A 22682-nucleotide genomic window follows, 5' to 3' on the forward strand; every position below is an offset into this window, starting at 1 on the left:
CGCCGGGACAAGCCATGAGCCAAGCCACCGCTGCCGCCGCCAACACCGCCTCCAGCCCGGCGCCTTTCGAGGGCTTCGCTCCGCCGATCCGCGAGCAGTCAGCGCTGCGCCAGGCGATCACCGCCGCCTATCGCCGTCCCGAGACTGAATGCCTTCCGCCTTTGCTGGAAGCGGCGAAGCTGGCGCCAGCGAGCAAGCAGGAGATCGCGCGCACGGGGCGCAAGCTGATCGAAGCGTTGCGGGCCAAGCACAAGGGCACGGGCGTCGAGGGGCTGGTCCAGGAATATTCGCTCTCCAGCCAGGAAGGCGTCGCGCTGATGTGCCTCGCCGAGGCGCTGCTGCGCATCCCGGACACCGCGACGCGCGACGCGCTGATCCGCGACAAGATCGCCGATGGCGACTGGAAGTCCCATGTCGGCGGCGGCAAGTCGCTCTTCGTCAATGCCGCGACCTGGGGCCTCGTCGTGACCGGGAAGCTGACCTCCACCGTCAATGATCGCAGCCTGGCCGCTGCCCTGACGCGCCTCATCGCTCGCGCGGGCGAGCCGGTGATCCGCCGCGGCGTCGACATGGCGATGCGGATGATGGGCGAGCAGTTCGTCACCGGCGAGACGATCGACGAGGCGCTGAAGCGCGCCCGCCCGCTGGAGGCGCGCGGCTTCCGCTATTCCTACGACATGCTCGGCGAGGCCGCGACCACCGCCGCCGATGCCGCGCGCTACTACCGCGACTACGAGAACGCGATCCACGCCATTGGCCGGGCCGCGAACGGGCGCGGTGTGTTTGAAGGCCCGGGCATCTCGATCAAGCTCTCGGCCCTGCATCCGCGCTATAGCCGCGCGCAGGCCGGCCGGGTGATGTCGGAGCTTCTGCCGCTCGTGCGCGAGCTCGCGCTGATCGCCAAGAGCTACGATATCGGTCTCAATATCGATGCCGAGGAAGCCGACCGGCTGGAGCTCTCGCTCGACCTGCTGGAGGCGCTGAGCTTCGATAACGCGCTGCAAGGCTGGAACGGCCTCGGCTTCGTGGTGCAGGCCTATGGCAAGCGCTGCCCCTTCGTTCTCGACTGGATCATCGACCTCGCCCGCCGCTCCGGCCGGCGCATGATGGTGCGCCTGGTCAAGGGCGCCTATTGGGATGCCGAGATCAAGCGCGCCCAGGTCGACGGGCTCGCCGATTTCCCGGTCTATACCCGCAAGGTCCATACCGACGTCGCCTATGTCGCCTGCGCCCGCAAACTGCTGGCCGCGCCCGACGCGATCTTCCCGCAATTCGCGACGCATAACGCCCAGACGCTGGCGACGATCTATCATCTCGCCGGCAGCGACTTCGCCGTCGGGAAATACGAGTTCCAGTGCCTGCACGGCATGGGCGAACCGCTCTATGACGAGGTCGTCGGCAAGGACAATCTCGACCGGCCCTGCCGCATCTATGCGCCGGTCGGCACGCATGAGACGCTGCTCGCCTATCTCGTGCGGCGCCTGCTCGAGAACGGCGCGAACTCGTCCTTCGTCAACCGCATCTCGGACCCGAAGGTGACGATCGACTCGCTCGTCGCCGATCCCGTCGATGTCGTCGAGGCGATGCCGGTCATCGGCATGCTGCACGACCAGATCGCGCTGCCGGGCGACCTCTACGGCGCCAACCGCGCCAATTCGAAGGGCATTGACCTCTCCAATGAAGCATCGCTGGCCGAGCTGGCGAGCAATCTCGCGGCGACGGTCGGTCAGAGCTGGCACGCCATGCCGCTGCTTGCGGACAACTCCGCCGCTGGCACGACGCGGCCGGTCCTGAACCCGGCGGATCATGCCGACATCGTCGGGCAGGTCACCGAGCTTGCGGTCGAGGATGCCGCCAGGATCGCGCGTCTCGCCGCCGAGGGCGGCAAGGCCTGGGCCGCCGTGCCCCCGGCCGAACGCGCCGCCTGCCTCGACCGCGCCGCCGACATCATGCAGGCGCGCATCGAGACGCTGATGGGCATCGCCATGCGCGAGGCCGGCAAATCGGCTGCCAACGCGATCAGCGAGGTGCGCGAGGCCATCGACTTCCTGCGCTATTATGCCGACCAGGCGCGCAAGACGCTGGGCCCGGCGCATGCGCCGCTCGGGCCGATCGTCTGCATCAGCCCGTGGAACTTCCCGCTGGCGATCTTCACCGGGCAGGTCGCCGCAGCGCTGGTCGCGGGCAACGCGGTGATGGCCAAGCCCGCGGGCGTCACCCCGATCATCGCGCATGAGAGCGTCAAGATCCTGCATGAGGCCGGCGTCCCGCGCGGCGCCCTGCAGTTCACGCCGGGCAGCGGGCGCCTCGGCGCCGCTCTGGTCGGCGCGGCGGAGACGGCGGGCGTGATGTTCACCGGCTCGACCGAGGTCGCGCGCGGCATCCAGGCCCAGTTGGCGGAGCGCCTCTCGGCCGAGGGTAAGCCGATCCCGCTGATCGCCGAGACCGGCGGCCAGAACGGCATGATCGTCGATTCCTCCGCGCTGGCCGAGCAGGTCGTCGCCGACGTCATCGCCTCGGCCTTCGACAGCGCCGGCCAGCGCTGCTCGGCCCTGCGCGTGCTCTGCCTGCAGCAGGACATCGCCGACCGCACGCTGCACATGCTGCAGGGCGCGCTCAAGGAACTCACCATCGGCCGCACCGACAAGCTCAGTGTCGATATCGGCCCGGTGATCAGCGAGGGTGCCCAGCGCGAGATCGACGAGCATGTCGCGCGCATGCGCGGCCTCGGCCGCAAGGTCGAGCAGCTCCCGCTGCCGGAGAGCGCGGTGAAGGGCACCTTCGTGCCGCCGACCATCGTCGAACTGAAGAGCCTGACCGACCTGAAGCGCGAGGTCTTTGGGCCGGTCCTGCACGTCATCCGCTATGAGCGCGAGGATCTCGACAAGCTGATCGACGAGGTCAACGGCTCCGGCTACGGCCTGACCTTCGGCCTGCATACGCGGCTCGACGAGACGATCGCCCATGTCACCAGCCGCATCAAGGCGGGCAATCTCTATGTGAACCGCAACATCATCGGCGCCGTCGTCGGCGTGCAGCCCTTCGGCGGCCGTGGCCTCTCCGGCACCGGGCCGAAGGCCGGCGGGCCGCTCTATATCCGACGCCTTGTGCGCAAGGCGCCGGTGCCGCCCCAGCACAGCTCGGTCCATATCGATCCGGCGCTGCTCGAATATGCCGCCTGGCTCGCGAGCAAGGGGCTGAAGGCGGAAGCGGATGCCGCCCGCGAGACCGGCGGCCATTCGGCGCTGGGCTTGCATGTCGAGCTGGCCGGCCCGGTCGGCGAGCGCAATCTCTATGCGCTGCACCCGCGCGGCCGCATCCTGCTCGCACCGCAGACGGAAGCAGGCCTCCATCGGCAGGTCGCGGCGGCGCTGGCGACCGGCAATCAGCTCGTCATCGACGCAGCTTCCGGGCTGAAGGGCGCGCTGTCGGGCCTGCCGGCTGCGGTGGAAGCGCGCGTGAGCTGGACTTCCGATTGGGAGGCCGACGGCCCGTTCTCTGGCGCGCTGGTCGAGGGCGATACCCAGCGGATCGGCGAGGTGAACCGCCGGATCGCCGGGCTTTCCGGCCCGCTCGTGCTGGTCCAGGCGGCGAGCACGGAGGAGCTGAAGCGCGATCCCGATGCCTATTGCCTGAACTGGCTGCTGGAGGAGGTCTCGACCTCGATCAACACCACGGCAGCCGGCGGCAATGCCAGCCTGATGACGATCGGCTGAGGCTCCCGGAGACGGAAAGCGCTCGAGCCGGCCCGGCCGTGGGCATCATCCCCCACGGCCTGCCGGACGGTCAGCCGCTCAGCAGAAGCTCGACCAGTCGCCTGGTGCTGTTGACGTTGTATTTCCGGAGCAGCCGGGCGCGATAGATGTCGACGGTGCGCGGGCTGATGCCCAGTGCCTTCGCGGCTTCCTTGCCCGTCCTGCCCTCGATCAGGAGCGCGGCGACGTCGCGTTCGCGCGGCGTCAGCGACGTTCGCAGCGACGGCCCGGCAGCTTCAGCCTTTGCGAGCTCGGAGAACACCCACAGCGCATGTCCGTGCGCATCATCAGGCGTATAGGTGAAGCCGCTGACCCTGACCCAGAACAGGCTGCCGTCGAGGCGCCGCATCACGCGGTCATCGGTATAGCTGCGCTCATCGGACAGGCGCGCGCCGACGCGCTTTCCGGTCTCCTCGTAATCGGATTGCGTCGGGTAGAACCGCTCGAAGGTCTGGCCGACGAGATCGCCGATCGATCCGCGGAATATCCTGGCGAACTCATGATTGCAGGCCAGGATGATGCGATTGCGGCCCACGACAAGCCCGACCGGGGCATTCTCGAAGGCCTGCCGGAAATCCACATCCATCGGAACCGCCTCCAGCCCGGTTTTCAGGCCGACAAGTCAGCCGCACACTTAAGTGTCCGATACCTATAGAATTAGGTATTTAGGTAGCCTAGCCTTTTTCGGAGAAGGGACAAGACCGATGCAACTGACCGACTTCAAGGCTCTGACCTTCGACTGCTACGGCACGCTGATCGACTGGGAAACCGGCATGTTCGAAGGGTTGAAGCCGCTCACCAGCCGGCTCGCGACCCCGCCCACGCGTGATCAGGTACTGGAAGCGCATGCGCGGCATGAATCGTCGCAGCAATTGCAGACGCCGACCCGGATCTACCGGGACCTGCTGCCGATCGTCTACAAGCGCCTCGCCGAGGAATGGGGCCTGTCGGCGTCCTGGGAGGAATGCGTGGCGTACGGGCAATCGGTCAAGAACTGGCCGGCCTTCCCCGATTCCGCTGAAGCGCTCCGATACCTCAAGCGCCACTACAAGCTCGTGATCCTGTCGAATGTCGACAATGAGAGCTTCGCCGCAAGCAATGCGAAGCTCCAGGTCGCCTTCGATGCGATCTACACGGCGGAGGATATCGGCTCCTACAAGCCGGCAGATCGGAATTTCGACTACATGTTCGAAAAGCTGGAGACGCTGGGCATCCGGAAGCACGAGATCCTGCACACCGCCGAGAGCATGTTCCACGACCATGGCCCGGCGAACCGGCACGGACTGGCCTCCTGCTGGATCTATCGCCGCCACGACAAGGACGGCTTCGGCGCGACGATGCATCCGGGCGACATGCCGAGATATGACTTCCGCTTCAACAGCATGGCCGATCTCGCGAAGGCGCATCGGGAAGCGCTCGGCGGCTGATCCCGCCGGCAGCCGGGCATCGGCAAGGCTTATTCGGAACCCGATCGGCCCCGCGGAGGTTCACCTCCGAGGAGGATCGATCGATGAGCAAGGTTTCCGATCAGGCGAGCGGCGTCCCGGCTGTCTTCAGCACGGCTCGCAGGCCCGGGCAGCCAGGAGACGAAAACGAAAGCCGCGCCGGCCCGAACCCGCGCTCGGCTCACGCCACCGGTCCCCATGCTCCCTACGAGCCGCACGATCCCGAAGGCCTGGCGGCCGAGAAACATCATTCGGACCCCGTCGAGATTTCCGAAGATGCGGTGAATGAACGCAAGCCGAGCGGAACGATCAAGATCGTCGACCTCAGGAAGCCGGCCTAGACCATCGGACCCGTGACGATGGTCCCGCTCGGCCGCCTCGCCCATGTTCCAGAAGGATGCCTGTCCCGCCGCAGGCCGCCGGCATCAGGATGGACCCCGCGCCGCATTATGAGGCAGTGATGGGGTCGCAGGATTCGCAGCGGTGCGGATGATGCCGCCAACGCGAACCGGGATGGGGAAACGCCACCGATGCCGACGATGAAGAACGCGATGATCGTCGCGCCGCAGCCGGAAGCCGCGGAGGCCGGGGCCGAGGTTCTGGAGCGCGGCGGCAACGCCATCGACGCGGCGATCGCCTGCGCCTTCATGCAGGGCGTGGTCGATCCGCTGATGTGCGGCATCGGCGGCTTCGGCTCGATGCAGGTCTACATGCCGCGCCGCGGCGTCCATGAGATCGTCGAGTTCTATGCAAAAGCTCCGCTGGCCGCGACGCCGGACATGTGGCTGCAGCATCTGCAGGGGCAGACGCGGGACGGTTTCGCCTTCCTGCTCAAGGGCGGGATCAACGAGTTCGGCCATCTCGCCGTCTGCACGCCGGGCAGCGTCAAGGGCTATGCCCATGCGCTCTCGCAATTCGGCACGATGAACTGGCGCGACGTGATGGCGCCCGCGATCAGGCAGGCGCATGAAGGCGTGCTCGTCCGGCCGCACATGCACTGGTTCTGGAGCCAGGACCAGAGCGGCGGCGGTGAGGTCAATACCGGCGACAAGCTGCGCTACAGCAAGACCGGACGCGACGTCTACTTCCGGCCCGATGGCAGCCCCAAGCGCGTCGGCGACACGCTGGTCAATCCCGATCTCGCCGCCACGCTGGAGCATCTCGCCAAGAGCGGCCCGGACGATTTCTACCATGGCGCGCTGGCCGCCCGGATGGCGGCGGATTTCGCGGCCCAGGGCGGGCTGATCAGCGAGCGCGACTTCGCGGCCTATGAACTCTCGGTCGCCGAGCCGATCTGGGGTTCCTATCGCGGCCACCGGATCTCGACCTCGCCGCCGCCGGCGAGCGGCATGTCGATGCTGCAGATCCTGCACATCCTCGAGAATTTCGACATCGGCGCGCTCGGGCATGGCAGCGCCGAGCATATCACCCTGCTCGCCGAGGCGATGCGCCGCATGACCATCGACAAGGACCGCTTCATGGGCGATCCGGCCTATGTCGACGTGCCCGTCGACCGGCTGATCTCGAAGGCGCATGCGGCCGAGCAGGCCGAGGCGATCCGGCGCGGCGAGCGCGCGGTCATCGACAGGCTGGACAAATCGCAGCGCGAGACGACGCATGTCACCGTCGTCGACCGCGAGGGCAACGCCGTGGCGCTGACCCATACCCTGGGTAGCCCCTCCGGCGCGATCTCGGACGGGCTCGGCTTCATCTATAACGGCACGATGAGCCGCTTCGACCCGCGCCCCGGCCGGGCGGCGTCGATCGCGCCCGGCAAGCGCCGCGCCTCTTCCGCCGCGCCGACCATCGTCTTCGACGGCGAGACGCCCCGCATCGTCATCGGCGCGCCCGGCGGCAGCTATATCGCGCCGGCGATCGCGCAGGGCATCATGAACATGCTCGATTTCGGCATGTCGCCCTTCGAGGCCGTCGCCGCACCGCGGGTCATGGCCGTCTCGAACACGATCGACATCTCCAACCGCATCCGCCGCAATGTCAGCGCCGAGCTCACCGCCGCCGGATATGACGTCAAACGTTCGGCCCAGACATTCCCTTTCGCAGCCCTTCATGCGATCGGGATCGTCGATGGCACATGTTCGGGCGGGGCCGACCCGCAGCGCGACGGAATGGCGATCTCCGTCTGATTTCCGGGCCGGCTTCGACAGGGGGCGGGAATGTTCCTGAGCGTATTCGACGTCTTCAAGATCGGTATCGGCCCCTCGTCCTCGCATACGATGGGCCCGATGACGGCGGCCGGGCACTTCCTCGACCTGCTGCGCCGGGACCCAGCGCGCGATCGCGCGGCAGCCGTCAAGGCGACGCTGTACGGCTCGCTCGCCTTCACCGGAAAGGGCCACGCTACCGACCGGGCCGTGGCGCTCGGCCTGCTCGGCTGGACGCCAGCAGCCTTCGATTTCGATGTGGCCGAACGCCAGATCGACGAACTCGGCCGCAGCCACCTGCTGCGCCATGACGGCCTGCCGTCACTGGCCTTCGATCCCGCGACCGACATCGTCTTCGACTACGGGCCGCCTTTGCCCGGACATGCCAACGGGCTCGTCTTCTGCGCCCGCGATTCTGCCGGGGCGGAGTTGTTGTCCGAGACCTATTATTCGATTGGCGGCGGCTTCGTGGTGACGGCGCAGGAGCGTGAAGCGCCGGCCGCTTCTACGCAGACATCGTCCTGGCCCTATCCATTCGCGAATGCGGCAACGATGCTGCGCATGGCCAAGGAGAGCGGCCTCTCCATCGCGGAGATGAAACGCGCCAACGAGATCCATCTCCAGCCGGCGGAAGAGGTCGACAGTGGCCTCGCCCGCCTCTGGTCGGTGATGAACGACTGCATCGAGCGCGGCATGAATCAGGAGGGCGAACTGCCCGGCGGCCTGCGCGTGCGCCGCAGGGCAGCGCATATCCACCGGCAACTGGCGGCCGAGAAACTGGCCAACCGCTCGCAGCCGCATGCGTCGACGGACTGGCTCAGCGTCTATGCGATGGCGGTGAACGAGGAAAACGCGGCCGGCGGCCGCGTCGTCACCTCTCCGACCAACGGGGCCGCCGGCGTCGTGCCGGCGGTGCTGCGCTATTATCTCGACCATTGCGTCGGGGCGGAGCCGGAAAAGGTCTCCGATTTCCTGCTGACGGCAGCCGCGATCGGCGGATTGATCAAGCACAACGCCTCGATCTCCGGTGCCGAGGCCGGTTGCCAGGGCGAAGTCGGCTCCGCCGCCGCGATGGCCGCGGCCGGGCTCTGCGCCGTGCTCGGCGGCTCGCCAGCGCAGATTGAGAACGCTGCCGAGATCGCGCTGGAGCACCATCTCGGCATGACCTGCGACCCTGCGGCCGGCCTCGTCCAGGTGCCCTGCATCGAGCGCAACGGCATCGGCGCGATCAAGGCAGTCGCGGCCGCGTCGCTGGCGCTGCGCGGCGACGGCTCGCATTTCATGCCGCTCGACAACTGCATCGAGGCGATGCGGCAGACCGGCGAGGCCATGAACGAGCGCTTCAAGGAAACCAGCCTCGGGGGGCTCGCAGTCAACCTGCCGGAATGCTGAGCCCTCCCCTGCCATTTTTGCATGATGGATCGGGCGAGCGCCCGATAGGGTGGACGCACAGCCTGCAAGGATCGGATCGATGATCGTGGATGACTTCCGTTCGGATACGGTGACGCGCCCTGGCGAGGGGATGCGGGCCGCCATGGCCGCGGCCGAGGTCGGCGACGCCGTCTATGACGATTGCCCGACGACGAAGCGGCTGGAGGCGATGACGGCCGAGCGGCTCGGCAAGGAATCGGCCCTGTTCTTCCCGACGGGTACGCAGGCGAACCTCGCCGGGCTGATGGCCCATTGCGGCCGCGGCGAGGAATATCTCGTCGGCCAGATGGCCCATACCTATCGGCTCGAAGGCGGCGGCGCGGCCGTGCTCGGCTCGATCCAGCCGCAGCCTCTTCCGAACGAGGCCGACGGCACGATCGCGCTCGATGCCATCGCCAATGCGATCAAGCCGAACGATTTCCACTTCGCAATGACGCGGCTTCTGGCGCTGGAGAACACCTTCAACGGCCTCGTCCTGCCCGATGCCTATCTGGAGGCTGCGACCGGGCTTGCCCGCTCGCGCGGCCTCGCCACCCATCTCGACGGCGCCCGCCTGATGAACGCGGCCGCGGCGAGCAACCGGGACGCCGCCTGGATCGCGGGGCAGTTCGACACGGTTTCGCTGTGCCTCTCCAAGGGCCTCGGCGCACCGGTCGGGTCGATCCTCGTTGGCCCGAAGGATTTCATCGAGAAGGCCCGGCGGATCCGCAAGATGCTGGGCGGCGGCATGCGCCAGACCGGCGTGATCGCCGCAGCCGCGATCTACGCGCTGAAGCACAATGTCACGAGGCTCAGCGAAGATCACCGGCGCGCGGCCGATCTCGCCAACGTGCTGGCGCGCTTCCCGGAGCTCGGCGCCGGGCCTGCCCGCACAAACATGGTGTTCATGTCGCCCAAGGCGCTCGACACCGCCGCCTTCGCCGCCTTCCTGCGCGAGCGTGGCATCGCCGTCAGCGGGCGGTACGGCACATTGCGCTGGGTGACTCATCTCGATGTCGACGACGCCTCCGTCGCGCGCGTCGCCGAGGCCTGCGAGCGCTTCTTCGACAAGCGGCAGGCGGCTGCCGAGTAAAAGCCCCGCCTCAACCGCTTCCGGGCACGCCTTTCCGCGGCTCGGCGTCGATCAGATACTCGATGTGCCGGCGGCCTGAATCTCCCAGTCGGATCGAGACCGCAACGCCGAAAATGTCCTTGATCGCTTCGGCGGTCAGGACCTCCTCCGGCGCGCCGGCCGCCTGCAAGCGCCCGTCATGCAGCAGCGCGATCTCGTCGCAGAACATGGCGGCGAGGTTGAGGTCGTGCAGCGCCATGATGCAGGTGATGCCGAGGCGGCGAACCAGGCTCAGGATCGAGAGCTGGTGCTGGATATCGAGATGGTTGGTCGGCTCGTCGAGGATCAGCTCGCTCGGCTCCTGCGCGAGCGCGCGGGCGATATGGACGCGCTGGCGCTCTCCACCTGAGAGTGTGTGCCAGTGCTGGTCATGGCGCTCCGTCAGCCCTACCCGCGCCAGCGCCTCGTTGACCGCAGCCTCGTCGGCCTCGCTCCAGGAGGCGAGCGCGGCGCGATGCGGCGTGCGGCCGAGGCGGACGACGTCGCAGACGGATAGCTGGATCTCGGTCGTCGCCTGCTGCTCGACGAAGGCGAGGCGGCGGGCAAGTTCGCGGCGCGGCACCCCGGCAATGTCATAGCCGTCGAGGGTGACGACACCGCTTGCGACATTGCGCAGGCGGCAGAGCAATCGGAGCAGGCTCGACTTGCCGGAGCCGTTGGGACCGATCAGGCCGAGCACCCGGCCGGGCGCCGCTTCCAGCGTCACGCCATCGACGATCATCCGGCCGCCGGCGCCCCAGCGGACCTCGCGGGTCGCGAGCGTCATGCCGGCCTCCGGGCACGGTAAAGGATGAGCGCGAAGACAGGGGCGCCGAACAGCGCGGTCACCACGCCGATCGGCAGGATCTGCTGCGGGATCAGGATGCGGGAGAGGATGTCGGCGAGGATCATGAAGATCGCGCCGACGACGAGGCAGGCCGGCAGCAGGCGGGCATGGCCGGAGCCGACGAGGAAACGGGCGGCATGGGGGATGATCAGCCCGACGAAGCCGACCGTGCCGACGATCGAGACCATCACCGCCGTCATCACCGCCGTCGTGGCGAAAAGCACGACCTTGACCCGCGTGACCGCTACGCCAAGCGAGGCTGCGGCATCGACGCCGAAGGCGAAGGCGTCCAGCGCCTTGGCGTGCAGCATGCAGATGCCGAAGCCGATGAAGGCGACCGGCGCCGCCATCCAGATATCGGGCCAGCGCACGCCACCGAAATTGCCGAGCAGCCAGAACATCACGCCGCGGGCCTGTTCGGCACTGGCGAGCGTCGTCACGATCGTCGCCGTCGCTGCGTTGAACAGCTGCGAGGTGGCGACGCCGGCGAGGATGACGCGGTCGCTCGCCCCGCCCGCCCCCGCCGCCAGCATGGCGACCACCACGAGCGCGGCGCAGGAGCCGATGAAGGCGCCGGTCGAAACCGACAGCACCGTGCCGCCGATGCTGATGCCGAGGATCAGCACCGCGACGGCGCCGGTCGAGGCACCGGCCGAGATGCCGAGGATATAGGGCTCGGCCAGCGGGTTGCGCAGCAGCGCCTGCAGGATCGCGCCCGAGAGAGCGAGCGCGCCGCCGCAGAGCCCCGCCATCAGCGCGCGGCTCAGGCGATAATCGAAGATCACGCCCTGCTGGATCGCGCTGACCGGGAAGTCGAGCTCGAACAGCCCGTTGCCGAGTGCCTTCAGGGCCGTGTCCAGCGGGATGCGCATCTCGCCGATCGTCACCGCCAGCGCGACCGAGACGATCAGCGCCAGCAGCGAGGCCAGCGCGATGCCGATCCGCGCCGGCCAGTTCGGCCCATGGGCGGCGTGGCTCAACGCGAAAGCCCGAAGCCGGCGATCGCCTTGGCGAGCGTCTCGATGCCGTCGATGGTGTCGAGCCCGGCGCGGGTCGCCCCGACATCCATGATGACGACGCGGTTGTTCCTGACGGCGTCGAGCTTGCTGGCGACCGGGTCGGTCTTCAGGAAGTCCAGCTTCTTCTCGATATCGTCGGCCGGGAAGCGGCGGCGATCCATCTTCACCGTGACGATCACGGCCGGGTTGGCGGCAGCGATGCTCTCCCAGCCGACCAGCGGCCATTCCTCGTTGGTCGCGATGATGTTGCGGGCTCCGAGCTTGGACAGGATATAGGCGGGCACGCCGTTCCTGCCGGCCATGAAGCCGTCGCCCTTGATGTCCTTGCTGGAGAACCAGACGACGACCGGCACCTCCTGCGCCTTCAGCTTGGCGACCTGCTCGACCGCCTTGTCCTCGCGGGCCTTGAGCTCAGCGACGAGCGTCTCGGCCCGGTCGGCGACATCGAAGATCGCGCCGAATTCGCGGATGTTGCGATAGACCAGCTCCATCGTGAACATCTGCGTACGAACGCCGTCGCCGGCACCGGAATTGTCCTTGCCGATGCAATCGGTCGGCGAGACATAGGTCGGCACCTTGACCTTGGCGAACTGGTCGCGCTTGCCGACGATGCCGTTGGGCCCGACATGCCATTCGAACATCGCGGTGACGAGATCGGGCTCCTGCGCCAGCACCGCCTCGAAGCTCGGATCGTTGTCGGCGAGGCGCTTCACCTTGGCGTTGACCGCCTCATAGGGCTTGGCGACCGGCGAGAACCAGACCGCGGTGCCGACGACACGATCGCCAAGACCGAGCGCATAGAGGATTTCCGTCTGGGTCTGACCGATCGCGACGACGCGCCTGGGCGCGGCGTTGAAGGTGATCGTCTCGCGGCAATTCTCCAGCGTCAGCGGATATTTGGTGGGCGCCGCAGTGGCCGTGCCGATGGCGAGAGCGCCGAACAGCGCGGCGGCAGACAGGCGAAGAAGTGAATTGAAGGGGCGCGCAGCCGGCATCGAGGCCATCCGAAATGTAACAATGTTGCATTTCTGATAGAGTGCGCGGCAGGCAAACGTCAAGCCGCCTTGAGTGGCCTGTGCAGTGGACTTCATGAACATGGACTTCATCGCTCCCCGAGATGACGGCCGGGGGAGCTTTGGGCATGTGGGGCGGACAAGCGGCGCAGGGCCACCATCGACACACAGGCTCCGGAACACCCCGTCCGAAAGACGTCTTCGACGACCGGGGCAGGTCTCCTGGCTCGCGGGTCGATGCCGGTTCCGCCCGGCCTTCCCGGCGCGGCAAGCGCCAGTGGACGATGGACGGAGAGCTCGCCGCTTACAGTTGCGGGGGCAGCCTCGGCTTTGGCACTGGAAGTGCCTCACCGAATTCCCTCTTAGCTCCGGGAGCAACCCGGAGAACCTCGATCGGCGCACACCCTATAAGGGTGCGGCGCGCCGTCAAGCGAACATCGCTTCAGAGGCGCGGCGTCCTGTAGAGCCGCTTGCCGCCGACGGATATCTCGACGTCCTGGAGATAGCCACGCAGCGCGGTGGTCGCGACCTCGATGCCGAGGCCCGGCGCATCGGGGGCCGCGACCTGCCCGTTCGCGTCGCGCTCCAGATGATTGGCGGAGATCGCGGTCGCGAGCGGCTTCGGCATCGCCGGGTATTCGCAGATCTCGTGGGCAGCGAGACCGGCATAGGGCTGGAGCGAGGCCGAGAGCGCGAGATGCGAGGTGAAGGTGTGGTTGACGAAGGTCACGCCCTTCGCGACCGCATAATCCGCCACCGCCTTGGACGGGCCGATGCCGCCGATCCGGCCGCAATCGATCTGGACATAGCCGATGCCGCCATAGTCGATGAGCTGCCGCGCCATCGACTCGTTATGGGCGCCCTCCCCGCCGGCCAGCCGGACCTTGGGGCTGCGTTTGGCCAGAGCGCCATAGGCTTCGAGCGCGCTGGCGTGGAACGGCTCTTCGAACCAGAGCACGTTGGCCTTCTCCATCGCGGGCAAGCGAGCGGCGGCGCGCTCGACATCCTCGATGAAGATCTGACCGGTATCGACGAGCAGGATGCCGTCCTGCCCCAAACCCTCGCGAGCGGCGACGAAATGCTCGGCATCGGCCTCGACGCTGCCCCGCCCGATCGGCCCCCAGCCGAACTTCGCGGCGCGGAAGCTGCGCTTGCGGGCATCGCGGGCGCGTTCGAGGGTTTCCTGCGCCGTGTCGCCGAAAAGGACCGAGGCATAGGGCGTCTTGGGATGGCTTTTCGTGTAGCCGAGCAGACGCCAGACCGGCTCGGAGCGCATCTTGCCGAGGATGTCCCAGAGCGCCATCTCGACGCCGGAGAAGGTGTGCGGTGCCTGGAGCAGGTCCATCGAGTTATAGGCGACGGCTGCGGCGATGCGGGCGATGTCCTGCGGGCTCTCCAGATTCTGGCCCAGCACGGAATCCGCGACCGGGCGGCAGACGCCATGCGACATCGGGCAGATGAAGGCGGCGATGGAAGGCAGCGGCGCCGCCTCGCATTCGCCCCAGCCGACATGGCCGCCGGCGGCGACCCTGACCAGCAGCGCATCCTGGCTGCCATCGGCCTCGTCGGTGACGACGGGCATGGCGAGATAGAAGAAATCGACGGCCTCGATCCTGGGCACGGGCTTCATCCTCACAGTTCGTAGATCGTGGCGCGCGGGGCGAAGGTGACGCCTTCGTCGAGCGGATAGATCGGCCGGGCGCAGATCGTGTGGCCGAGACTCCGGAGATTGGCGGAGGTCGCGCCGGGTGCGTCGATGTTGAAGTTCCGCGCGCACCACTGGTCGAACATGTGGAATTCGGTGTGGGGCGACTTCACCACGATCAGGTCGAAATCGGTCGGGTCGATGCCGTTGGCATAGTACATCGCCCGGTCGAACAGGCTGACCGAGCGGCTCATCACGACGACGGCGACATTGCCCCAGGTCAGCACGGCGGTCGGCCCGGCGCTGAGCGGCGCCTTCATCGTCTCCAGAGCGGCCTCGCCATCGGAGAGCAGCTTGACCTTGGCTTTCACCTGCATCGGCGGGAAGCGCGCGGGATCGATCGAGCCGCCGAGCGTGATCTCGATCGTCGCCCCAACGCCCGCCTTGTGCGCGGCAGCCGCTGCCGGCGCATCGACGATCTGGGCGAGCACGCGCTTGCCGTAGCCGGCCTTGCGCAGGGCCGCGAGGATCGCGTTGCTGTCGCCCGAGGCGCCGGACGAGGTCGCGTCGGCAGCGTCGGTGAAGATCACCGGGCCGTCGATGCTGCGGGCCTGCGCGATGGCGCGCTCCAGCGGGACGAGCTTGCCCTGCATGCGGAAGCGCAAGGGCCAGAATTCCTCGGCGAGCCGGATCGCCTCGCGCTCGGCCGTCGCCTTGTCGCCGTCGGTCAGGATCAGCACCTGCGAGCAGAGCTCGGGCACGTCGGTGAACGGGTTGCCGATCATGATGCCGGCCGCGAGCGCCCGTCCCTCCTCTTCCAGCCGGCGGCATTCGGCCAGAAGCTCGCCATAGCAGCCGGTCTTGGTGATCAGTTCGTCGCCGCGCACCAGCGCGGGAATGACGACACGGGCGGCCACCGGCCTGATCCCGCCAGCCATCAGCTTCAGCAGCAATTCGGCGGCGCGGCGGCCGGTATCGGCGAAATCAACATGGGGATAGGTCCAGTAGATCGCGAAGCCGTCGACATTGCGCAGCATCCGGTCGGTCAGGATGCCGTGCAGGTCGAGCGAGATGACGATCGGCATGTCCGGCCCGACGCGCTGGCGCAGCTTTTCCAGGAGGTAGCCTTCCGGGTCGAGCTCGCCATCGGCGCCCATCGCGCCATGCAGCGAGACATAGATGCCGTCGATGCGGTCGAGCTTGGCGAAGATCGCGGCGAGGATTTCCTCGGAGAGCTTCTTCCAGCCCGTAGCCGAGAGCGGCCCGGCGCTGCCGGAGCGGGCGCAGATCGTCGGGACGATCTCGATATCGGGCCTGGCCTCGAAGACCGCGAGCGCGCCGCCGAGTTCCTGGTTCTGGCCGCGCTGGACGTAGAGGCTCTCGCCATGGTGGATCAGGAAGTTCTCGTAATGCGACGGCAGCGGGTTGAAGGAGGAGATCTCCTGCTTGCAGTCGGCGATCAGGATGCGCTTCATCGGGCGGCTCCGGCGGGTCAGAATTTCAGGCGGGGGTCGAGCACGTCGCGCAGGCCGTCGCCGAGCAGGTTGAGGCCGAGCACGCAGGTGATGATCGCGAGGCCCGGGAACACCGTGATCCACGGCGCTTCGCGCATGAAATCGCGGCCTTGCGCGATGATCGAGCCGAAGGAGGCGGCCGGTGGCGGCGGGCCGGCACCGACAAAGGACAGAGCCGCTTCGGCGAGGATCGCGATGGCGAAGACATAGGTCAGCCGCACGATCAGCGGGCCGGCGACATTGCGCAGCACATGCTTGAACAGGATGGTCCATTCGCCGACGCCGATCGAGCGCGCCGCGGCGATGTATTCCTGCTCCTTCTCAAGCAGGACCGAGGCGCGCACGATGCGGGCGGTATGCGGCGTCGTGGCGATGGCGAGCGCGATCACGACATTGGTCAGCGATGCGCCGAGCACCGCCGAGACGACCATGGCGAGCACGATCGACGGAAACGCCATCAGCGCGTCCATGATTCGCATGATCGGCTGGTCGAGATGGTAGAAATAGCCGGCGATCGCGCCGCTCAGCGTGCCGGCGATCCCGGCCAGCACCACGGTGCAGGCGCCGATGGCGAGCGAAATGCGGGCGCCGATCATCACGCGGGAGAGGATATCGCGGCCGAAATGATCGGTGCCGAACCAGTGCACGGCACTTGGCGCGGCGAGCCGGGCGCGGACATTGCTCTTGAGCGGATCGAAGGGCGTGAGCCAGTCGGCCGCGAGCGCGACCGCGACCATTGCGAGCACCAGCGCCGCCCCGATCACGAACGAGCGGTTGCGAAAGAGGCGCCCCCAGAGGGCGCGGCCGACGAGTGGCGTGCCCTGCATCAGGCCAACCTCACCCGCGGATCGACCACGGCGTAGAGGATGTCGACGACGAGATTGATCGCGAGATAGACGACCGCGAGGAAGAGCAAGCCACCCTGCAGCACGGGAAAGTCGCGGGAGGCGATGGCACCGACGATCAGGCGCCCGATGCCGGGGATGGAAAAGACCTGTTCGACGATGACCGCGCCGCCGAGCAAGGCTCCGGAGACGATGCCGATGACGGTGAGGATCGGGATCATCGCATTGGGCAGCGCGTGGCGCAGCACGACATGGAGCTTGGCGAGCCCCTTGGCATCGGCAGTGCGGACATAGTCCTGCGAGAGCGTGTCCAGCATCGAGGCGCGCGCCATTCGGGCGATGAAGCCGACCTGAACCAGCCCCAGCGTCAGGGCCGGGAGGATCATGCCGCGCAGCCATTCGGTGGGCGATTGCAGGAAGGGCGTGAAGCCACCGCTCGGCAGCCAGCCAAGCGACACCGCGAAAACCAGCACCATGACGAGGCCGAGCCAGAAATCCGGGACCGAGAGCCCGAGCAGCGCCGTGGTCATCACGGCCTGATCGGGCCAGCGGTTGTGATTGACGGCGGCGATGATGCCGGCCGCTACGCCGAAGAACACGGCGAAGGCGAGCGCCAGTGCCGCCAGCGAGAGCGTGACCGGCAGGCGCTCGATCAGGGCCGCCGTCACCGAGCGGTTGAGCAGGATCGACTGGCCGAGATCGCCGCTGAGGATGCGCCCGTACCAGCCGAACATCTGCTGCGGCAGCGAGAGGTCGAGACCGAGCGCGCTGCGGAGCTTGGCGACCTGCTCGGGCGTCGCCGAGGCGTCGAGGAAAGCCGCCGCCGGATCCCCCGGCACCAGCCAGATCAGCGCGAAGGACATCAGCGAAACCAGGACGAGCACGAGAAAGGCGCCCGCGAGCCGGCGGATCAGGAAGCTTCCCATGCCGCCCTCCTTCCGAGCGTTAGGCCTTAGTTCTGATAAGTGCGCGTCATCCCGGGCGACCGAAGGGAGAACCGGGATCCATTCCGGAACGCTTCCGGCAAAGGTTCAGGAATGGATCCCGGATCTGCGCCGCTTTGCGGCTTGTCCGGGATGACACGGCTAATGTGACGGCGATCGATACTTACGACGGCTGGCATCGACCTCGCATGCGCTCAGGGCTCCAGCCAGACGCCCCACATGCGCGGGATGCGATAGGGCTTGAAGTTCTTGAGCTTGGACGTGGAGGCCTGGAAGATCCCGTAATTGCCGGCCTTCATCGCGACTGCCGCGTCGTACATGTGCTTCTGGAAGGCGTCGTAGAGCGCCTTGCGCTTGCCCTCGTCCATCTCGGCGTTGAAAGCGGCGGCGATGCGGTCGATCTCGGGGTCCTTCGCCTGCTGCGAGAGGCCGTTGACCCAGGGCGCCATCACCGAGCCCGGGCCTTCATAGGGCTCGATGCCGAAACCGTGCGTCCAGAAGGTCCAGCCCGTCGGCGTGAAGCCGATCTTCGAGACGGTCGGCCAGTCGGCGACGGAGATATCCACCTCGACGCCGATCTCCTTCAGCTTCTGCTGGACCAGCGTCGCGGTGTCGACATTGGGGCGCAGATTGTCGGTGATGAAGGTGACCTTGCCGCCCTTGTAGGACGACTTGGCGAGAAGCTCCTTGGCGAGCTTGACGTCGTTCTTGTTGTACTTGTCGCTGCCGACAGTCGAATGGAAGGCGGAGCCCGGATAGAGCCAGCTCGGGTCCATCTGGTAGATATCGGCATAGGAGATCGCCATGATCTCCTCCATGTCGAGCGCCGCCTGGACAGCCAGCCGGAAGTTCACGTCATTGGCGGGTGCCTGCGCCTGGTTGAACTTGATCACCTGCAGGCCGAACGGCACCATCTTGTGGATGGTGAAGCGGTTGTCGGTGCCGAGCCGCTTCGCGGTCGGGCCGTCGACCGTCTCGTTGAACTGGATCTGGCCGGCTTCGAGCGCCGCGGTGCGGGCGCCGCCTTCCGGCATGAAGCGGAAGGTGACGGTATCGAGGAAGGCTTCCTTCTTGCCGGCGAAGCCGTCGCGGCCGGTGCCCTTTGGATTGGGCGCATAGCCGTCATAGCGCGTCAGCTTGACATGGCTGTCCGGCTTGTACTCGACGAACTTGTACGGACCCGTGCCGATGATCTCGATCTTGCCGGCTTCCTTGGCCGCCTCGCTCGCGGGATAGATCGCGATCGGCGCGCGCGGCGAGGAGAGATTGTCGAGGAAGGTCGATTGCGCCTGCTTCAGCGTGACCGTGACCTCGTGCTCGCCGCTCGCCTTGATCGTGTCGATCGCGGCGACCAGCGCCGGCGAGGCGCCGACCTTGCGATAGCGCTCCAGCGAGGCGACGACATCGGCGGCATCGAGCTTCTTGCCGTTATGGAAGGACACGTCCTTACGGATCGGGAAGACATAGGTTTTGCCATCCGGCGAGACCGTCACGCCCTCGGCCAGCTCCGGCACCGGCTTGGCGTTCTCGTCGCGGGCATAGAGCGTCTCGAAGATATGGAGCGTGACGTTGCGCGAGGCCTGCGCCGAGGTGATCTGCGCATCGAGCGAAGGCGGTGCCTGGCTGATGCCGATGACGACGTCGCCGCCCTTGCGCTGGGCCAGCGCGCCTTGTGCCCCTCCGAGCATGAGCGCCGTCGCGAGAGCGGCGCCGACGATGATGTGCTTTGCCATGTTCTTGTCCCCTCAGGATTGATGGTCAGGCACGTGGTGGTTCAGGCGTAAGTTTGGTCAGGCGGCGGCGCGCACCGCGTCGTAATCCTCCATCAGGACGGCAACCGCATCGCCGCGCTGCACCCGGCCCGGGCCGGCGGACATCCAGAGCACGCCGTCGCGGCGGTAGCGCACCTCCAGCGGGTCGCGGTCGATGTCCTCGATGAAATGCAGGTAGCCCGCGAGATCGCCGGCGCGGCAGATATCGCCGACGACATTGCGCGGTTCGAACAAACCGCCGGCCGGCGCGAAGGAATAGCCGGCGGCATCGCGCACCATCATGTGGCGGGTGCCGGGCGAACCGTCGCGCTGCGTCGTGTCGGGTTTGCCGTCCATCAGGCCGAAATGCTTGAGGATGTTGGTCAGCGCCCGGTCGGCGATGCGCACACCCTCGACATTGACCCGGCCCCAGCCGCCGAGCTCGGTGCCGAGCGAGAGGATGCCGCGCCGCTCGACCGATGAGGTCAGCGTCGCGCCCTCATCGACGCCCCAGAACACGACATTGTAGGGCGCGCCGAAGGCCGCTGCGGCTGCCATGGTGCGCTCGCGCAATTTGGCGTCGGCGACGTAGTGCATGTTGGTCGAGAGCGCCGAGTCGCCGGAATGGCCGGCTGTGTGGAGATCGACGGAGACATCGACCAGCGGCAGCACGACGGTATCGACGAAATGCGCCAGCATCTCCGAGAATGTACCGCGCGGATTGCCGGGGAAGCAGCGATTCATGTCGCGGTTGTCGACCGGCGAGAGGCGCGTATCGTTCAAGACGGCAGGCATGTTGAGCGCCGGGATCATGATGACTCGCCCCTGCACCTTCGCCGGATCGAGGCTGCGGGCGAGGCGCGAGACAGCGATCTGACCCTCGTACTCGTCGCCATGGACGCCACCGGTGAGCAGGATCGTCGGGCCGGAGCCATTCTTCACGCTGATCACGGGGATTTCGACGACGCCCCAGCCGGACGTATTGCGCGACAGCGGCGCCCGCAGATAACCGGCCTGCCGCCCGGATACCTCGAAATCAATCTCGCAACGAACCCGGCTTTCGGACGCCATGGCGAACCCCTCTCGCTCTTGCGTTTCGTATGATTGTATACGATCATACGACCTGTCAAGCGAGAGGCAGAGAGCCGGATGACGGATACGGGCGGACAAGTGCGGGCAGCCGAAACAGCGACATCGGAGCGAGCGAAAAGCGCCGCCCTCGATTGGCAGCCGCTGCAGCCGCAGACGCTCGTCGACCATGCGATCGAGGCGATCATCGCCGGGGCCGCCGCCGGGCTGATCCTGCCGGGCGACCGGATCGTCGAGGTCGATCTGGCCCGCAAGCTCGGGGTCAGCCGCGTGCCGGTGCGCGAGGCTTTGCGCCTGCTCGAGAGCCAGGGCGTCGTGATCAGCGAGCCTTACAAGGGCATTCGGCTCCGCCCGGTGACGAACGAGCGCGTCTCGGACCTGATCGAGGCGCGCATTGCGCTCGAAGCCAGCGCGGTGGTGCGCGCCGTCGCGGCCGGTCGCAACCGCGGCCATCATCTCGACGAGTTGCGCCGCGCCGTCGCCGAGATGGAATTGATGGCAGCGCGCAGCAGCGCCTATGGCGTCGCGGTCGCCGATACCAACTTCCACCGTGCGCTCTGCCGGCTCGGCGGCAACAGCGTCACCTTCGACCTGTGGGAGACGCTGGCCCCGCAATGCACGATCATCTTCGGCCTCGCCACCTTCGGCAAGCCGATGGCCGGCGTGGTCGAGGAACATGTCGACCTGCTCGCCGCCTTCGAGGCCGGCGATATCGCGGTGATCACCCGCACGCTCGACGAGCACATCACCGTCATGAACCACGCGATGGATTACGAGACCATCGTCGCCCAGCGCCGCAGCGAAAGGGATTTGCCGTGAACGACCAGCCGATCCAGACGCGCGCAGCAAGCCGGGCGGGGTTGCCGCCCTTCCGCATCACCCGGATCGAGGCTGCTCCCCTCTTCGGCGAGAGCCCCAAGGGCGGCTGGTCGGCGGAGATCCGGCCGGAGGATTCGATCCATGCGCTGATCGCGGTGCATACCGACCAGGGCCTGATCGGCTATGGCAGCGTCTTCACCGATGGCCGGCTCGTTCAGGCAGGCCTGAAGGTGCTGGAGCCGCTCTTCCTCGGCGCCGATGCGCTCTCGCCCGATTTCGTCAGCGAGAAGCTGCACCAGAACACCTTCTGGATGGGGCGCGGCGGCACACTGACCCATACGATCAGCGGTATCGACATCGCGATGTGGGACATTCTCGGCCAGGCGACGGGGCTCAGCGTCGGGCGCCTGCTCGGCGGGCGCTACCGCGAGCGCGTGCAGCCCTATTGCTCGCTGCTGATGGAAGAGCCGGCGGCGATGAAGGATGTCGTCGCTGGTTATCGCGACAAGGGTTTCAGCGCCTTCAAGATCGGCTGGGGGCCGTTCGGCCGGGCGCTCGACGTCAAGCTCGACGAGGCGATCGTCCGCGCGGCGCGCGAGGCGGCGGGCGAGCGCTCGAAGCTCTTCGTCGATGCCGGCGCCAGCGACGCGCTCTGGCCGCATGGGCTGAAATGGGCCAAGCGCACGGCCGAGATGCTGGCCGATTACGAGGTCGGCTGGTTCGAGGAGCCGGTCAGGCCCGACGCCATCGACGATTACCGCGAATTGCGCCGCTCCTCGCCCGTGCCGATCGCCGGCTGCGAGGTCCTGACCCGTCGCCAGAGCTTCATTCCCTGGCTGACGACCGGCGCGCTCGACATCGTCCAGCCCGACGTCACCAAGGTCGGCGGCATCTCCGAGCAGCGCCGCATCGCCTGGATGGCCTATGATCTCGGCATCAAATATGTCGGCCATGGCTGGAACACGGCGCTCGGCCTCGCCGCGGACCTGCAGATGGCTGCGGCCTTCCCGGATGCCGATCTCGTCGAGTTCATCGGCGGCAGCCCCTATGTCGACGGTATCCTGGCCAAGCCCTTCGCACTCGATGCCGAGGGCTGGCTGACGATCCCGGACCTGCCGGGGCTCGGCGTCACGATCGATCGCGACAAGCTCGGGCGGTATACGCCCGACCCGCAGGCGCTGTTCGCCTGACGTCCCGAGAACTGGCCGTCTTGTAAGAAGGCGCGAGTCATCCCGGACGCAGCGAAGCGAAGATCCGGGATCCATGCCTGAACCTCAATCGGAAGCGTTCCGGAATGGATCCCGGGTCAAGCC

18 protein-coding genes and 1 riboswitch are annotated in these 22682 nt (G+C 67.3%); of the genes, 8 read left to right on the top strand and 10 right to left on the bottom strand.

Annotated features, from left to right (window positions below):
* Positions 1–14 precede the first annotated feature (14 nt).
* On the top strand, positions 15–3716 hold the full coding sequence (gene putA, locus ASE61_RS02160) for a trifunctional transcriptional regulator/proline dehydrogenase/L-glutamate gamma-semialdehyde dehydrogenase (protein WP_061964199.1): 3702 nt from the start codon (positions 15–17) through the stop codon (positions 3714–3716).
* Between the two features lie 70 nt (positions 3717–3786).
* On the opposite strand, the gene ASE61_RS02165 is transcribed toward putA, so the two are convergent.
* Complete coding sequence (locus ASE61_RS02165) at positions 3787–4341, bottom strand: LuxR C-terminal-related transcriptional regulator (protein WP_061964201.1); 555 nt, start codon at positions 4339–4341, stop codon at positions 3787–3789.
* 118 nt (positions 4342–4459) lie between these two features.
* On the opposite strand from ASE61_RS02165, the gene ASE61_RS02170 reads away from it, so the two are divergent.
* The 5 genes from ASE61_RS02170 (at position 4460) to ltaE (ending at position 9865) form a co-directional block, all read left to right on the top strand.
* A complete protein-coding gene (locus tag ASE61_RS02170) occupies positions 4460–5182 on the top strand; it encodes a haloacid dehalogenase type II (protein ID WP_061964203.1) in 723 nt (240 codons plus the stop codon).
* A gap of 83 nt (positions 5183–5265) precedes the next feature.
* Positions 5266–5541, top strand: coding sequence for a hypothetical protein (locus ASE61_RS02175; protein ID WP_061964205.1), 276 nt, complete (start codon positions 5266–5268; stop codon positions 5539–5541).
* 198 nt (positions 5542–5739) lie between these two features.
* Positions 5740–7344 carry a gamma-glutamyltransferase gene (gene ggt, locus ASE61_RS02180; RefSeq protein WP_061965492.1) on the top strand — a complete coding sequence of 535 codons (1605 nt, stop codon included), beginning with the start codon at positions 5740–5742 and terminating at the stop codon, positions 7342–7344.
* A gap of 30 nt (positions 7345–7374) precedes the next feature.
* Positions 7375–8754 (top strand): L-serine ammonia-lyase, encoded by a 1380-nt coding sequence (locus tag ASE61_RS02185; RefSeq protein WP_061964207.1) that lies wholly within the window; start codon positions 7375–7377, stop codon positions 8752–8754.
* 79 nt (positions 8755–8833) lie between these two features.
* Entirely contained in the window at positions 8834–9865 is a 1032-nt protein-coding gene (gene ltaE / locus ASE61_RS02190) for a low-specificity L-threonine aldolase (RefSeq protein ID WP_082617029.1), read from the top strand.
* Between the two features lie 10 nt (positions 9866–9875).
* On the opposite strand, the gene ASE61_RS02195 is transcribed toward ltaE, so the two are convergent.
* From ASE61_RS02195 to ASE61_RS02235, 9 genes are all read right to left on the bottom strand, one after another.
* A complete protein-coding gene (locus ASE61_RS02195) occupies positions 9876–10670 on the bottom strand; it encodes an ABC transporter ATP-binding protein (RefSeq protein WP_061964210.1) in 795 nt (264 codons plus the stop codon).
* Positions 10667–11710: a FecCD family ABC transporter permease gene (locus ASE61_RS02200; protein ID WP_061964212.1), complete on the bottom strand. Its 1044-nt coding sequence runs from the start codon at positions 11708–11710 to the stop codon at positions 10667–10669. Before ASE61_RS02200 ends, ASE61_RS02195 begins: the two co-directional genes overlap by 4 nt.
* The gene (locus tag ASE61_RS27010) at positions 11707–12744 is read right to left on the bottom strand and encodes an ABC transporter substrate-binding protein (protein ID WP_061965496.1); all 1038 of its coding nucleotides are present in this window, start codon (positions 12742–12744) and stop codon (positions 11707–11709) included. Before ASE61_RS27010 ends, ASE61_RS02200 begins: the two co-directional genes overlap by 4 nt.
* A 212-nt stretch (positions 12745–12956) precedes the next feature.
* A riboswitch (cobalamin riboswitch) is annotated at positions 12957–13169 on the bottom strand.
* A gap of 35 nt (positions 13170–13204) precedes the next feature.
* Positions 13205–14383 (bottom strand): mandelate racemase/muconate lactonizing enzyme family protein, encoded by a 1179-nt coding sequence (locus ASE61_RS02210; RefSeq protein WP_244492690.1) that lies wholly within the window; start codon positions 14381–14383, stop codon positions 13205–13207.
* A gap of 11 nt (positions 14384–14394) precedes the next feature.
* Positions 14395–15882 carry a M81 family metallopeptidase gene (locus tag ASE61_RS02215; protein WP_061964216.1) on the bottom strand — a complete coding sequence of 496 codons (1488 nt, stop codon included), beginning with the start codon at positions 15880–15882 and terminating at the stop codon, positions 14395–14397.
* A gap of 17 nt (positions 15883–15899) precedes the next feature.
* The gene (locus ASE61_RS02220) at positions 15900–16748 is read right to left on the bottom strand and encodes an ABC transporter permease (protein WP_061964218.1); all 849 of its coding nucleotides are present in this window, start codon (positions 16746–16748) and stop codon (positions 15900–15902) included.
* Positions 16748–17692 (bottom strand): ABC transporter permease, encoded by a 945-nt coding sequence (locus tag ASE61_RS02225; protein ID WP_061964221.1) that lies wholly within the window; start codon positions 17690–17692, stop codon positions 16748–16750. The genes ASE61_RS02220 and ASE61_RS02225 overlap by 1 nt, the downstream gene beginning before the upstream one ends.
* A gap of 212 nt (positions 17693–17904) precedes the next feature.
* Entirely contained in the window at positions 17905–19443 is a 1539-nt protein-coding gene (locus tag ASE61_RS02230; RefSeq protein ID WP_061964223.1) for an ABC transporter substrate-binding protein, read from the bottom strand.
* A 57-nt stretch (positions 19444–19500) separates the two neighbouring features.
* Positions 19501–20532, bottom strand: coding sequence for a succinylglutamate desuccinylase/aspartoacylase family protein (locus tag ASE61_RS02235; RefSeq protein ID WP_061964225.1), 1032 nt, complete (start codon positions 20530–20532; stop codon positions 19501–19503).
* Between the two features lie 78 nt (positions 20533–20610).
* On the opposite strand from ASE61_RS02235, the gene ASE61_RS02240 reads away from it, so the two are divergent.
* Together ASE61_RS02240 and ASE61_RS02245 are read left to right on the top strand one after the other, a co-directional pair.
* Positions 20611–21369 carry a GntR family transcriptional regulator gene (locus ASE61_RS02240; protein WP_061964226.1) on the top strand — a complete coding sequence of 253 codons (759 nt, stop codon included), beginning with the start codon at positions 20611–20613 and terminating at the stop codon, positions 21367–21369.
* Positions 21366–22559, top strand: coding sequence for a mandelate racemase/muconate lactonizing enzyme family protein (locus ASE61_RS02245; RefSeq protein WP_244492691.1), 1194 nt, complete (start codon positions 21366–21368; stop codon positions 22557–22559). Before ASE61_RS02240 ends, ASE61_RS02245 begins: the two co-directional genes overlap by 4 nt.
* The last annotated feature ends 123 nt before the right edge of the window (positions 22560–22682 follow it).

It is taken from the genome of Allobosea sp. Root670, from assembly GCF_001429415.1.
In the GTDB taxonomy this organism is placed as follows: domain Bacteria; phylum Pseudomonadota; class Alphaproteobacteria; order Rhizobiales; family Beijerinckiaceae; genus Allobosea; species Allobosea robiniae.

Coding starts and splice junctions, on each gene's coding strand:
- putA (WP_061964199.1), top strand. CDS start 15: ATGAGCCAAGCCACCGCTGCCGCCGCCAACACCGCCTCCAGCCCGGCG.
- ASE61_RS02165 (WP_061964201.1), bottom strand. CDS start 4,341: ATGGATGTGGATTTCCGGCAGGCCTTCGAGAATGCCCCGGTCGGGCTT.
- ASE61_RS02170 (WP_061964203.1), top strand. CDS start 4,460: ATGCAACTGACCGACTTCAAGGCTCTGACCTTCGACTGCTACGGCACG.
- ASE61_RS02175 (WP_061964205.1), top strand. CDS start 5,266: ATGAGCAAGGTTTCCGATCAGGCGAGCGGCGTCCCGGCTGTCTTCAGC.
- ggt (WP_061965492.1), top strand. CDS start 5,740: ATGAAGAACGCGATGATCGTCGCGCCGCAGCCGGAAGCCGCGGAGGCC.
- ASE61_RS02185 (WP_061964207.1), top strand. CDS start 7,375: ATGTTCCTGAGCGTATTCGACGTCTTCAAGATCGGTATCGGCCCCTCG.
- ltaE (WP_082617029.1), top strand. CDS start 8,834: ATGATCGTGGATGACTTCCGTTCGGATACGGTGACGCGCCCTGGCGAG.
- ASE61_RS02195 (WP_061964210.1), bottom strand. CDS start 10,670: ATGACGCTCGCGACCCGCGAGGTCCGCTGGGGCGCCGGCGGCCGGATG.
- ASE61_RS27010 (WP_061965496.1), bottom strand. CDS start 12,744: ATGCCGGCTGCGCGCCCCTTCAATTCACTTCTTCGCCTGTCTGCCGCC.
- ASE61_RS02215 (WP_061964216.1), bottom strand. CDS start 15,882: ATGAAGCGCATCCTGATCGCCGACTGCAAGCAGGAGATCTCCTCCTTC.
- ASE61_RS02220 (WP_061964218.1), bottom strand. CDS start 16,748: ATGCAGGGCACGCCACTCGTCGGCCGCGCCCTCTGGGGGCGCCTCTTT.
- ASE61_RS02225 (WP_061964221.1), bottom strand. CDS start 17,692: ATGGGAAGCTTCCTGATCCGCCGGCTCGCGGGCGCCTTTCTCGTGCTC.
- ASE61_RS02230 (WP_061964223.1), bottom strand. CDS start 19,443: ATGGCAAAGCACATCATCGTCGGCGCCGCTCTCGCGACGGCGCTCATG.
- ASE61_RS02235 (WP_061964225.1), bottom strand. CDS start 20,532: ATGGCGTCCGAAAGCCGGGTTCGTTGCGAGATTGATTTCGAGGTATCC.
- ASE61_RS02240 (WP_061964226.1), top strand. CDS start 20,611: ATGACGGATACGGGCGGACAAGTGCGGGCAGCCGAAACAGCGACATCG.